This window comes from Tumebacillus sp. BK434, from assembly GCF_004340785.1.
Taxonomy (GTDB): domain Bacteria; phylum Bacillota; class Bacilli; order Tumebacillales; family Tumebacillaceae; genus Tumebacillus_A.
The window spans coordinates 685,838-698,402 of record NZ_SLXS01000002.1 but is presented as its reverse complement, the minus strand read 5'-3'; the positions used below and the strand labels follow the sequence as shown (position 1 = coordinate 698,402).

Here is a 12,565-nt window from a genome sequence, read left to right as displayed (position 1 = left end):
GATTGCCTCCTTCTCGTGAAACTCAAATAAATGGATCGTACGGGTCGTAGTTCCCGGCACCGCCTCCGTTGCCACCCGATCCGTAGTACCAACAGAACGGCGAGTCGCAGCCATAACTGCCACCGTCACCCGCAGGGTAGCGGCGCTGATACATCGCCGCCATCAGGTCGGACAGTTCGCCGTATGCTCTGAACAACATGCCTCTCGTCTCCGTGCTGTCATTCCCGACGGCAAATAAAAACACGTTGAGCACTTGGTCGTAGCGCTCCAGCAGGAATTGCAAGTCCTGATCATACGCTTCCAGCGCTTTGAAATAGCTGTACTCGGCATCCGCTTCCTGAAATTTGTCCAAGAGCCGCTGGCGGATCACGCCTGACGGCACATAGTCGGGCGTGCCCGGCGTGGACTGATCTACGGCCCAATCGCTGTACATCGCGTGCGCCTCACGCAGGTTGAACTCCAGCTCCCCGTAGCGGGTCCAGAAATCGTCCGTCTTCATCAAGTCGCGCATATAGCCGCCCTCGGCCATCGAATGCGCGCTTTTGATCGTCACCGTCGACGTCGCTTCATTCCACGACACCTGCGCCCCGAGCGCTTCGCCGACAAAGCGGATCGCCACCATCGTCCGGCCTTTGACCAACTGGGCCGGCACATCCAGCGCGATCGCCCGATCGTTCAGAAATGCCCACTTCGAATCGATCGTCAGCTTCAGGTCGTCGCTCATCGTATAGCCGCGCACGGTGCGCGTCTTATCATCCCACTCGATGATCATGCCGAGCTGCTCAAAGATCGGCCGCATCGGCACCAGCGTGCGTCCCTTGACGACGACCGGAGCCGGGTCATACGTTTGCCTCACCCCGTCGATCAGCACGGAGATCGGCTTCGCCGCCTCAGCAGGCATGCCCACCGACGGCAAGGCGATCGTTGCTGCCAACGCGACCGCTAGCATCGCCCGAAACAGCCGCTTCATACCATTCCCTCTCTCGCATTTATTTGTAGTCAAATTGTACTAAAATTAGCAAACGATGACTAGAGAGGAATGTTCAAACAACGCATAAACTCATTCAAACAGATTGATCTGCCCCGGCGCCTCCCCGCGATATTCCACGCCCAGCAGCCGCATCAGTTCCTTGGCGTTGGGAGCCGCATCCTTGCCTGAGTTGTTGTTAAAGATCACGCAGATCTCTTGGGTCGACTTCTGCAGTTCCAGCAGGCGTTCTTTCCACTCCAGCAGCTCCTCCGTGCTGTAGCGGTAGAGATAGCGCACATCGCGCCACGACTCGTCCTCCTTGCCCTGCCCCGACCAGCCGCTCGCATTGCGCCCGTGAAAACGCACCAGCGTCAGTTCGGGATGGGTGGCGTGCAGCACCGTCGGCACCGAGCCGCTCCCGGCCTGCGGTTCGTCGCAGATCGAGTGAATCCACCCTTCCCGTTCCATAAACTGCAGCGTCTTGTCGCGCATCCCCGGCAGGAACCAGCTCTGGTGGCGAAACTCCAAGGCCACCGGCAGGCGGCCCATCTTTTCCTTCGTATAGCGCAGCGCATCCACATTCCGCCGGTTGCATTCGAACCACGGCGGGTATTGAAACAGCACCATCTTCAAACGGTTCGCTTCGATCACCGGAACCAGCGAGCCGAGAAATGCGTCAAACATGGCAGACGCGTTCTCGAACGGGTTGTTCCCGCGCAGATGCCCGGTCATGCCTTGATACGCCTTGATCACAAAACCAAAGTCGGGCGGCGTCTCCCGGACCCATTTTTCATAATTGCGCCGGGGCTGGACGGCATAAAACGAGCTTTCCGATTCCACGATCGGAAAATGCACCGCATACTCGCTCAGCTTGTCCCCGCCGACCACAGCCGCATGATGTTTCCACCCGGACAATCCAAACCGGAACACACGCACTCTTCCTTTCATTACAAGATACGGAGTGATGCTCATGAAAAAGGTATTTTTTCTGCTGCTCGCGTCCTTTGCCTTCTGCCTGACCCTCGCAGTCCCGGCCGAAGCCACGATCAAGTCTGACGCGCCGCAAAACGTCATCGACTTTGCAGCCGCCCAGTTGCCGCAGGTCAAACAGAATTTTTACGAAGACCCGGTCGCCTGGGGATTTCGGGATGCTGCCGAAATCGACCGTGCCACGCTCGGGCTGGGCATGCAGGTTCATTACTGGCAAGGCGAAGAATTGAGGGAGGAGCCGAGCTGGGAATTTGTCATCGAAGCGGACGGTAAGCCCCGCACGTTTCTCACCGTGAGCGATCTGGACGGCAGCCTCAAAATCATCGCTGCCGGCGGTCACGCCGAGACGTTTCAGTACACCATCACTGCCTTCCAGCGCATGGCGCCAAACGCCGCTGCCGTGCTGGTCAAAGACAAGAACAACCGCCATCTGCTCGGCACCGTCGACGGCAAGCAAGTCCTCTTCCCGCACCGGGACCCATCCGCGACGGGCGGCGGCGCAACACCGCTGTATGTGATGAAGCACCCCGCGCCAACCGCCTATGTGCTGGCCGACACCGCCGTTCTTGCCCTCTGCGGCAGCCTGTTCATACTGCGCCTCACGAAGCGCCGCTTAAAAAAATAAGGCGACACAGCGAAAAGGTTGCCCTTGACAGGCAACCTTTTCTTCAAAATTCCACGCCGCGCACTTTCGCAAACACCATCGTGTCGCGCAGGACGCCTTGCATGTCGAAGCGGTCTTTGCGCAACACACCTTCCAGCGTGAAGCCGAGGCGTTCGGCGACTTTGATGCTCCTGAGATTCTCCGGGTGCGTGCGGATCTCGATGCGGTTCGCATCCAGCTTCTTGATGGCGAACTCCGTGATCCCGGCCACCGCTTCTGTCATCAGCCCTTGCCCGGCGCGGGAGGCGCGAATCCAGTACCCGATTTCAAATTTGCGCAGCTTCCAATCCAAACGGTGCAGCCCGCTGCAGCCGACCAGTTCCCCCGTCTCCTTGTCGAACAGATGCAGGCGCAGATCCTCCCGGTCGAAAAACTGCTGCCGCGCCTTGCGAATGTTCGCCTGCGTCTCCGCCAAGATCGGCTTCTGCTGCGCCCACGGCATCCAGGGTTTCAAATGCTCATAGCTCTCGCAGATCGCATCGAACAACGGTTGTGCATCCGCATCTTTCGGCGCCCGGATCAACAGCCGCTTCGTCTCAAACTTTTCCGGCACATAAATCTCCACACTTCCACCCGCTTTCCCGATTCCATTTCCGCTACAGACCTTCTACGACATTCACCTGTGTAAAACCTGCTTGCCAAAAATTGGTAAATTCATTATAATTCGGGATGTTTATACAGCGAAGTGTTCTCTGCTGCTGCATCCATTTCATTTTATGGCCTCTTCCAAAATCTTGCGCTGATTTTCCCCGGTTGACTTTTAGTAGTTTTACGCATTGACACGCCAACAGCGACATTCTGCACACCTAGAAGATGAACGAAGGGCAGTTGTCCGCATTCTGCCATCTCTACAGAATAACGCAGCGAGTCTAAAAGACATGACGGATGGAAACGACTACGACCATTTCTAGATCGAAAAAAGGATAGTGCCCCATGGCTCTATCCTTTTTGCTTTGATCAGGTTGTCGGGATGCCTGTTAACTATTTGGCGTACAGCGACCATTTGAGGCCGCTTGCGTCGCCAAAGCAGTGCTAATGACTCGTCACATTGCCAATTAATTCGGTGGTCTGGATCGAATGCATCCCCTCCGGCTTGGGGTTGGTGAGCTTGCGTCCTGCATTCGAGATTGTGCACTTTGTCACAACATAAGTAGTATCTCCAAGGCATAATTACAGCGCCATATGCGACCTATGCCTAATGCCACAGGAGCGGTCGTGCTTGATGGTTCCTTCATCATAGCGTAGTGGGTCGGTACTTGCCTGATTGAAAGCGAAGTAGTGATCGTTCGCCAAAAAAACTTCCCTGAGCCGAGCCGATTGCCCGCTGCGTCCAGTTTGGAGTTCACCAGCTCGACTTTTCCCCATGAGATGAACTGAAAAGAAAGCACAACCTGCAATTGGAAGTTGCTAGATCTTCTCCGCACTTCCTTTAAGTATTTTCAATTTGTTGTTTTCAAACCCGATCTGATAGATCACCTGATACTGGCTGAACTTCGTTTCATTTTTTTCCGTGCGCTCTTCCGCTTGGATGATAGCGGTCACACGTACTTGATCATCCCCGCTCATCGAAGAGGTCATATCGTTCACTTTAACCCAAGAGGTATAAAGATAGCCATTGCGAAACGTTTCATATGCCATCTGTCCTTGCCATTCACTGCCTAACAACGCATACGCGCCAACAAAATCTTGCGAATTGAGGCTATCATAAAAATATCCAACGAGATACTGAGCTGTTGCTCGGAACGTGCCATCGTCCCTGATGAGATCGGAGACTAAAGCGGCGGAGTCGGAATGTGTGGCAACTGCGACTGCCGTGGTCGGATGTTTTGTCCAATTTTCCACGATGGGCAACACTTCAGTGATCGGAATGCTAAATCCGATGTTCCCTTGATTAGTTCCTGCCGAATTTATGCCGATTACCGCTCCCGTTTTTTTGTCAACTAAAGGACCACCACTGTTTCCTGGAGCAATTGGCGCAGAAATTTGATAGACTCCTTTGTAGCGATAGGGTTCTAGATCAAAATCACGGTCAATCCCAGAAATAATACCTGTCGTTACGGTGTTCTCAAGACCCAAAGGGCTGCCAAACGCGATTACCTCGTCACCGATCTCGCTTTTGCCTTCACGAGCGAGCACCATCGGTGCTTTGCCTACCAAGTCAGGCACTCTGACCAAGGCAACATCGATGTCTTGACTAATTCCAATGACGCTCCCTTTATATATGGTCGAGTCCGCCATTTTGACCGTTACCTCTGTCGCTCCTTCCACCACGTGAGCGTTGGTGATGATGTCGCCTTGGTCATTATAGAGAAATCCTGATCCCAGTGAGTCGCCGTATTCCGATTTTACTTGCAGCAGCACGACCAGTTTTTGATTTTCAAAAATAACGCTCTTTAAGTCTTTATCCTGGACTTGCTGCGTACTTGCAGTTTGCTCAATGTTTCCCAACTGGGAAGCAGCCACAATCGTCTGATTGCTATAAAAGAAGTGCACATACCATGAGCCAACACCGCCAATCATCAAAATGAAGACGGTTAGCAGGATCAACCACCAATTTCTCGAGAAGAATGCTCCTGTTTGATTCATACGGATCCCCTTACTCCAAATACCAGGTAATATTTGTGATTTTAAACGACTTGCCATCCTCATTGCCATAGACTGTACTTTCAAACATACCAGTTTCCCCAGGTTCTAAATAATAGGGGTAGACAAAAGTGCTGCCTTGATCCATTTCTTGCCCCGATATGTCATAAACCGAATAGTAAACTTCAATCATGGAAATATTCCGTGTCGCAATGTTTCTCACTTCACCCTTGACGGTGAATCCCCCCCACTCTGACAACGAACCGTTCGTTGTCAACACTTCCACAGCGTTGGTTCGATTCTTCTCATCCTCTTTCGCTGCAGCAAGCATTGCTTGTTCAATTCGAGTTTGCTGCTGCTGTTCAAACTCTACTTGCTGCTTTGCAATGTCCTTTTTGTAAGCAAGCAACTTACTGTTCTCTGCGACATAGGATAACGCTTGGTCAACGGTTGATAGAGCGGATGAAAATTGCTTATTTTTCAGATAATCATGCGCCTGTGCTAGTGTAATTTCCACAAGCTTTGTTTGAACTTCCGATGCAGCCTCTTTGGCTTCCGGACTCTCAATAGGTTCCAGTTTCAAAAGAAGTGGTGCTACTTCTTCAATCGTTTTTTTGTTTGCCATCTCGTGTTTAACCTGTGCTATTGTCAGAGCATTTTTTTGGTGGGTAACTTTTTTGTGAATTACATCTCCCAAAGGAGCGTGGAACACGCCTGCGTCTTTGGTTGCTGCTTCAATCAATGCTTGTGCTTTCCCATACTGCTTCTGCTTCAATTGTTCATTTGCTTTCGATAACTGATCGACGATCTTCTGGCCTTGCTTCGCCCACGAAAGATCTGCTTTGATCGTCTCATGTTTTGGCCGCAAGGAGAGCCCTTGTTCGAAGACAGGTATTGCCTCTTGAAACTTCCCTTCCAGCGCAAGAGCCTCTCCTTTCTGCAGATAAGTTGCAACAGACGAATTCACCTTTTTTTCATAGAGATTCATGCCGCCAATCGCAAGTACTGCAACGAAGGTTGCCGCTATCGGCATCCACCATACTTTTCGCTTTTGTAGTTTGGCAACCACGAGTTCTGTAGGATCAAGCTGTTCTGATTTTACATTTGCAGTGCTGACCTGCTGACCACAATGAGTACAATATCGGTCGCCTTCAGAAATTTCCCCGCCACAATGGTTACAAAACACGACTCAATTCCCTCCAATTACCTCTAAAATGTTTATAAATGTTTGTTCATGATCCAATTCTATCTCGTTGGGAGAATTTACACAAACTAATCCTCCACTCCACTTTTACTCCAGAGAAATTCGGGTATAATAGGTAGTGAAATTTTAATAGAGGAGATGTTTGGAAATGGCTACGAAATTGATTCCGTACCTCGTACTCGACGGCACCACAAAAGAAGCGATTGAATTTTATCAAAAAGCGCTCGACGCACAACTTCTGTTCAGCCAAGCGTTCGGCGATTCGCCGGAAGATCCGGACCATCCGCTGCCGGCTGAAATGAAAGACCGCATCATGCATGCGACGATCAAGATCGGCGACTCGGAAGTGATGTTCTCCGACACCTTCCCGGGCCAGCCGCATGCGGTCGGCGCGCAGGTGACGATCTGCATCACCACAGACAGCGCGGAAACGGCACAGCGCTACTTCGACGGCCTCGCAGACGGCGGCCAAGTCGGCATGCCGATGCAGGAGACTTTCTTCTCCCCGCTCTACGGCAATGTGACCGATAAGTTCGGCATCCCGTTCCAGATCTTCACTGAAGGTAAGGAATAATGTCCGACCGCCCGTCCGATCACGGCGTAGCGGTGCGCGTAACGCGTCGATTCGCGGTTGCGCCCGAGACGATTTTTGATGCGTGGCTGACTCCCGAGCTCATCGGACGCTGGATGTTCGGACCGGCGCTGCGAGAGGAAGAAGTGCTGCGCATCGAGACGGACGCCCGCGTCGGCGGCACGTTTTCCTTCGTCGTGCGCCGGGGTGATCTGGAGATCGACCACATCGGGCGGTATCTCGAACTCGACCGTCCCCGCCGCCTCGTCTTCACGTGGGCGGTGGCGCCGGACCCGATCGACAGCTCCCGCGTGCAGATCGACATCGTTCCGCTGGAAACAGGCTGCGAACTCACGCTGACGCATGAACTGGCGGCAGAGTGGGCCGATTATGCAGACCGCACCAAGGGATCGTGGAGCAGAATGCTGGACGCACTTGCCAAAGAAAGCGAAAAGTCCCCTCAATAGGGGACTTTTCGCTTTCTGCTTTCTGCTGCTTCTTACGGGGTCTCGTACGCTTGCTTCAAAGCGGCAATGTCGAGCTTCTCCATCTGCAGCATCGCCTGCATCACCCGTGCCGACCGCTCCGGGTCCGGGCTGTGCATCAGCTCGCTGAGCACGGCGGGGATGATCTGCCACGACACGCCAAACTTGTCGGTCAGCCAGCCGCATTTCATGATCTCGCCGCCTGCGGAGAGCTTCTCCCACAGTTCGTCCACTTCTTCCTGTGAGTCACAGTTCACGTACAGGGAGAACGCCGGCGTTAACTGGTAGTGCGGGCCGCCGTTCAGGGCCATAAACGTCTGCCCCTCCAATTCGAACGTCCCGGAGAAGATCGCCTCGTCATCGCCGAGACGCTGCAAGGAAGTGATCTTGGAGTTTTTGAAGATCGAGGTGTAATAGTTCATCGCCTCTTCTGCGTTGCCGTCGAACCAGAGGAACGGGGTGATTTTCTGCATGTACATGGCTCCTTCACTTTACGTTGGGGGTCCGATGTCCGGCAGCCCCACGCATCGGTTTATTTACAAGGATCTTGCCAAACGAAAGCCGAGATCATCAATGCGAAACGTCGGGTGGCTCCGGCGGCGGCAGGTCGCACCGCAGCCTCGTTCCTCTTCCGCCCAACTGCCGCCGCGGAAGATGCGGTAAGAGCCGTAGACTTCCTCATCGTAGACGTCCCAGCACCATTCCCAGACGTTTCCAACCATGTCGGAGAGTCCCCATGCGTTGGGTTGTTTCTCCCCGACCGGATGCACCGTGCCCGCCGAGTTCTGCCGATACCAGGCGATGTCATCCAGTTCGCCGTAGCGGTATCCGGTCGTTCCGGCCTTGCAGGCGTATTGCCATTCCGCTTCGGTAGGGAGACGGTAGCCGTTCGCTTCCCTGTTCCAGACGACAGTTTCGCCATCATCACAGACTGTGTAACAGCTCTGCAACTCCTCGTGCTCAGACAGCAGATTACAGAAGGCAATCGCCTCCAGCCATGAGACTTCGACCACCGGCGCCTGCGGATCTGCTTCAGGCCCGAGCGATTTTTGCATGATCGCTGCATACAAGGCGTTGGTCACAGGCACCGGGGCCAGCAAAAAAGCGTCCAGTTCGACCGACCACGTTTTCTTGATCCGATCGTCTCGCAGGTCCGCTTGGCCGGCCGGTAACGTGATCATGGGGTAGTTCCCATCGTTTCGCAGTGCGTTCAACTCCGTACTCCCTCCTTCTCGTCAGTCTGCCCCTTACTTTGGACGATTTTTCGCAATCTGTCAATCATTTCCTTCCCTTCTCATCTGCCGGTGCTCAATCGCGATTCTCCACGCCGTCCGCCACGACGAGCACATCGACGAATTGCGTGTCTTTCATGATCTTGTTGATGATCGACCCTTTGCTGATTTCCTCCCAGCGCGTGCGGGCCGATTGCCCGAGAATGACTTGCGTGATGCGATGCCGTTTGATAAAGGAAACCATGACATCGACCGGCTTCTTCCCTTCGGTCGGGCAAAAGTGGAACACCGCGCCCAAATCACGCGCCAGCTGTTCCATCACCTGAAGTTTTTTCCGCTCCTGCGCCGCCAATTCCGGCAACGGCCGCACGGAAACATTCAGGATGTGCAGATCACACTTGAGCCGATTGGCGATCCGCCAGCCCCTTCGAATCAGCCGCTCCGCATTCGGCCGGTATTGCACGCAGACCAGTATCTTTTCATGCGCGCCGGTCATGCCTTCGATGCCGTGCTCCTGCTGGTAATGCTGAAGCCTCTCTTCCACATCATCGGCGATCTCGCGCAGGGCAAGCTCGCGCAAAACATTCAAATTGCCAAGGCGAAAGAAGTGCTTCAAGGCCTGTTCAATTTTGTCCGGCCTGTAGATCAGCCCGTTTCGCATGCGCTCGCGCAGCTGTTCAGGCGGCGTGTCGATCAACTGGATTTCATGCGCCCGGTTCAAGACCCGGTCCGGCACGCGCTCCCGCACTTTGACGCCGGTCAGCCGTTCCACCGTATCGTTCAGGCTTTCGACATGCTGGATGTTCATCGCGGCCAGCACATGGATGCCCGCCTGCAGCAATTCTTCCACGTCTTCATAGCGCTTGCGATGCTTGCTCCCGGGGACGTTGGTATGCGCCAACTCGTCGACGATCACCGTGTGCGGGCGTCTGTCCAAGATCGCTTGCAGATCCAGCTCCTGCAGCACGCGCCCTTTGTATTCGATCTCTTTCAACGGCAGCAGCGGCAAGGCTCCGATCTGCTTCCGGGTCTCTTCCCGCCCGTGCGTCTCGACAAATCCGATGACAAGATCGCAGCCTTTTTGCAAGAGTTCATTCCCTTCCCGCAGCATCGTATACGTCTTGCCCGCTCCGGGAGCCGCCCCGATGAACAGCTTGAGCCGGCCCCGCTCTTCCCGTCTGATCTGCTCCAGCACCTCGTCCGGATGTTTGCGTTTGTGAACGTTGGCCATGTTACGATTCCCGTTGCTTGTTCACGGCGAGGTTGAGCAGGAGGACATTTACACCCGGCTCTCCAAAGATCCCCCACAGCGGCCGGTCGGTATTGGCGTCGATCAGGCGTTTCAGTTCCGCTTCATCGAGGCCGGTCTGCTGGCTGACTCGGGGAACCTGCGCCAAGGCAGCCGCAGGGCTGATATGCGGGTCAAGGCCGGAGCCGGAGTTGGTGACCAGATCGGCTGGGAGCCGGTCAACAGGCACCTCAGGATTGTCTTCCTTCCATTGAGACACCGCTGCTTCCGTACGCCGGATCAGCTCCGGATTGGACGGTGCATAGTTGGGCGAACCGGAAGCGGCTGCATCATAGCCAATGCTGGAGATGCGGCCATGGAAATACTGCGGTGAGGCAAACGTTTGTCCGATCAGTTTCGATCCGATGACTTCCTGCTGATCATTGTAGACCAAGCTGCCTTTTGCCTGATCGGGTAGCAGCGTTTGGGCAACGCCTGTGACAGACAACGGATACAGCAAGCCGCACACGATCATCAGCACCGAGCTCAAGCGGAACATGATAGTGATCCCTTTCATCTCATACCCCTCCTACACGAACAAGCTGAGTAAGCTGTCGATGATTTTGATGCCTGCAAACGGGACGATCACGCCCCCCAGACCGTAGACCAACAGATTGCGGCGCAACAGGGCGGCCGAACTCAGAGGTCTGTAGGCCACACCTTTCATCGCCAGCGGGATCAAGAGCGGAATGATCACCGCGTTGAAGATCAGCGCGGAGAGGATGGCCGATACGGGCGACCCGAGCGCCATCACGTTCAACGCTTTCATCTGCGGAATCGCCAGCATAAACATGGCCGGGATGATCGCAAAGTATTTCGCAATGTCGTTGGCGATCGAAAAAGTGGTCAGTGCGCCGCGCGTCATCAGGAGCTGTTTTCCGATGGCGACCACCTCGATGATCTTCGTCGGGTCGGAGTCGAGGTCGATCATGTTCGCCGCTTCTTTGGCGGCCGCAGTGCCGGAATTCATCGCCAGCCCGACGTCCGCTTGCGCAAGCGCGGGCGCGTCGTTGGTGCCGTCCCCGGTCATCGCCACCAGTTTGCCTTCCGCCTGTTCGCGCCGGATGACCGCCATTTTCTCTTCCGGTTTGCTCTCGGCGATAAAATCATCGACGCCCGCTTCCCGGGCGATTGTGGCGGCGGTCAACGGATTGTCGCCTGTGCACATGATCGACTTGATGCCCATCTCGCGCAAGTGTTGGAACCGTTCGCGCATACCCGGCTTCACCGTATCTTTCAGATAGAGCAAGCCATAGATCGCGCCATCGACCGCCACAGCCAAGGGCGTGCCGCCTTCACTGGCGATGCGGTCGCTACTCCGGTCGAGATCTTCCGGCAGTGCTCCGCCTTGTGACAACACCCATTTTTTCACGGAGTCGACCGCTCCTTTACGCACTTGACGACCGTCCGGCAGATCGACGCCGCTCATGCGGGTCTCCGCTCGAAATTCGATCCATTCGCCCCCTTCGCCGAGCGAGCGATCATAAGACCAGCCCCATTTGCCCATCAAGTCGAGGACAGAGCGCCCTTCCGGTGTCTCGTCCTTGACGGAAGAAACGGCTGCCCACTGCGCGACCGTCTCCACAGTCGCGTTTCCGACCGGGACAAATTCGCTCGCCATGCGATTGCCGAACGTGATCGTCCCCGTCTTGTCGAGGATAATCGTGTTGATGTCGCCGGCAGCTTCCACCGCTTTGCCCGACATCGCCAGCACATTGAACTGCGTCACGCGGTCCATGCCCGCGATGCCGATCGCCGAGAGCAGACCGCCGATCGTGGTCGGGATCAGGCAGACCAGCAACGCGATCAGCACGGAGATGTCCAGTTGAAAACCGAGATAGCGGGTGAAAAACGGCAAGGTGAGCACGACAAGCAGAAAGATGACCGTCAGCGAGATGAGCAGCGTGTTCAATGCGATCTCATTGGGCGTCTTCTGCCGCTCTGCCCCTTCCACCAGCGCGATCATGCGGTCGAGAAACGATTCGCCCGGGTCGCTGGTGATGCGAATGCGGATCTCATCGCTGACGACACGTGTGCCGCCGGTGACCGAGCTGAAGTCGCCGCCCGCTTCTTTGATCACCGCTGCCGATTCCCCGGTGATCGCCGATTCGTCCACCGAGGCCAGCCCGGCGACCACCTCCCCGTCACCGGGGATCATCTCGCCTGCCGCCACGACGACGATGTCCCCTTTGCGCAGCGTGGCAGACGATACGCTCTGCAGGCTGCCGTCGCTTTTCAGCTTGCGGGCCGGGATGTCTTGTTTCGTCTGCTTCAGCGAATCTGCCTGCGCTTTGCCTCTCCCTTCGGCCAGCGCTTCCGCAAAATTGGCAAACCAGATCGTCACGAACAAGATCACAGCGACGGCCGCATTGAACCAACTGCCAACAGTAGCCGACCCGAACGCCTGCGGAAAGAAGGCCGCAGCTAGGGCGATCAACATCCCGATTTCGACTAAAAACATGATCGGGTTGCGCACCATCACGCGCGGATCGAATTTCAGCAAAGCGGAGCGGCTCGCCTGCTTGACGATGTCGCCGCTGATCATGGAGGTGCGGTCTTTTGATTTTCGATCTTTGGA

Annotated in this window: 13 protein-coding genes; 3 read left to right on the top strand and 10 right to left on the bottom strand. The window is 55.2% G+C overall.

Annotation, left to right across the window (positions count from 1 at the left end; all coding sequences use genetic code 11):
- Positions 1–22: 22 nt before the first annotated feature.
- Together EV586_RS07405 and EV586_RS07400 are read right to left on the bottom strand one after the other, a co-directional pair.
- Positions 23–970 (bottom strand): copper amine oxidase N-terminal domain-containing protein, encoded by a 948-nt coding sequence (locus EV586_RS07405; protein ID WP_132944427.1) that lies wholly within the window; start codon positions 968–970, stop codon positions 23–25.
- Positions 971–1,060: 90 nt separating this feature from the next.
- The gene (locus EV586_RS07400; RefSeq protein WP_243652960.1) at positions 1,061–1,900 is read right to left on the bottom strand and encodes a DUF72 domain-containing protein; all 840 of its coding nucleotides are present in this window, start codon (positions 1,898–1,900) and stop codon (positions 1,061–1,063) included.
- A 40-nt stretch (positions 1,901–1,940) separates the two neighbouring features.
- Here EV586_RS07400 and EV586_RS07395 point away from each other — a divergent pair, with 40 nt between their 5' ends.
- The gene (locus EV586_RS07395) at positions 1,941–2,585 is read left to right on the top strand and encodes a hypothetical protein (protein WP_132944426.1); all 645 of its coding nucleotides are present in this window, start codon (positions 1,941–1,943) and stop codon (positions 2,583–2,585) included.
- A gap of 43 nt (positions 2,586–2,628) precedes the next feature.
- Here the strand turns inward: EV586_RS07395 and EV586_RS07390 are convergent, their stop codons facing one another.
- From EV586_RS07390 to EV586_RS07380, 3 genes are all read right to left on the bottom strand, one after another.
- Positions 2,629–3,189 (bottom strand): GNAT family N-acetyltransferase, encoded by a 561-nt coding sequence (locus EV586_RS07390; RefSeq protein WP_243652959.1) that lies wholly within the window; start codon positions 3,187–3,189, stop codon positions 2,629–2,631.
- An 842-nt stretch (positions 3,190–4,031) separates the two neighbouring features.
- Positions 4,032–5,210: a S1C family serine protease gene (locus tag EV586_RS07385; protein WP_132944424.1), complete on the bottom strand. Its 1,179-nt coding sequence runs from the start codon at positions 5,208–5,210 to the stop codon at positions 4,032–4,034.
- A gap of 10 nt (positions 5,211–5,220) precedes the next feature.
- On the bottom strand, positions 5,221–6,393 hold the full coding sequence (locus EV586_RS07380) for an FxLYD domain-containing protein (protein WP_132944423.1): 1,173 nt from the start codon (positions 6,391–6,393) through the stop codon (positions 5,221–5,223).
- Positions 6,394–6,559: 166 nt separating this feature from the next.
- Between EV586_RS07380 and EV586_RS07375 the strand changes: the two genes are divergently transcribed.
- Together EV586_RS07375 and EV586_RS07370 are read left to right on the top strand one after the other, a co-directional pair.
- On the top strand, positions 6,560–6,985 hold the full coding sequence (locus EV586_RS07375; RefSeq protein ID WP_132944422.1) for a VOC family protein: 426 nt from the start codon (positions 6,560–6,562) through the stop codon (positions 6,983–6,985).
- Positions 6,985–7,449, top strand: a complete 465-nt coding sequence (locus tag EV586_RS07370; RefSeq protein ID WP_132944421.1) for an SRPBCC family protein — start codon at positions 6,985–6,987, stop codon at positions 7,447–7,449. The genes EV586_RS07375 and EV586_RS07370 overlap by 1 nt, the downstream gene beginning before the upstream one ends.
- A 32-nt stretch (positions 7,450–7,481) precedes the next feature.
- Here EV586_RS07370 and EV586_RS07365 read toward each other — a convergent pair whose 3' ends face one another.
- The 5 genes from EV586_RS07365 to kdpB all read right to left on the bottom strand — a co-directional run bounded on the left by EV586_RS07365 (position 7,482) and on the right by kdpB (position 12,532).
- A complete protein-coding gene (locus EV586_RS07365) occupies positions 7,482–7,940 on the bottom strand; it encodes a VOC family protein (protein ID WP_132944420.1) in 459 nt (152 codons plus the stop codon).
- A gap of 63 nt (positions 7,941–8,003) precedes the next feature.
- Entirely contained in the window at positions 8,004–8,648 is a 645-nt protein-coding gene (locus tag EV586_RS07360) for a formylglycine-generating enzyme family protein (protein WP_132944604.1), read from the bottom strand.
- 127 nt (positions 8,649–8,775) lie between these two features.
- Complete coding sequence (locus EV586_RS07355) at positions 8,776–9,930, bottom strand: universal stress protein (RefSeq protein ID WP_132944419.1); 1,155 nt, start codon at positions 9,928–9,930, stop codon at positions 8,776–8,778.
- A gap of 1 nt (position 9,931) precedes the next feature.
- Entirely contained in the window at positions 9,932–10,504 is a 573-nt protein-coding gene (kdpC, locus tag EV586_RS07350; protein WP_132944418.1) for a potassium-transporting ATPase subunit KdpC, read from the bottom strand.
- 12 nt (positions 10,505–10,516) lie between these two features.
- Positions 10,517–12,532, bottom strand: coding sequence for a potassium-transporting ATPase subunit KdpB (gene kdpB, locus EV586_RS07345; RefSeq protein WP_243652979.1), 2,016 nt, complete (start codon positions 12,530–12,532; stop codon positions 10,517–10,519).
- Positions 12,533–12,565 lie beyond the last annotated feature (33 nt).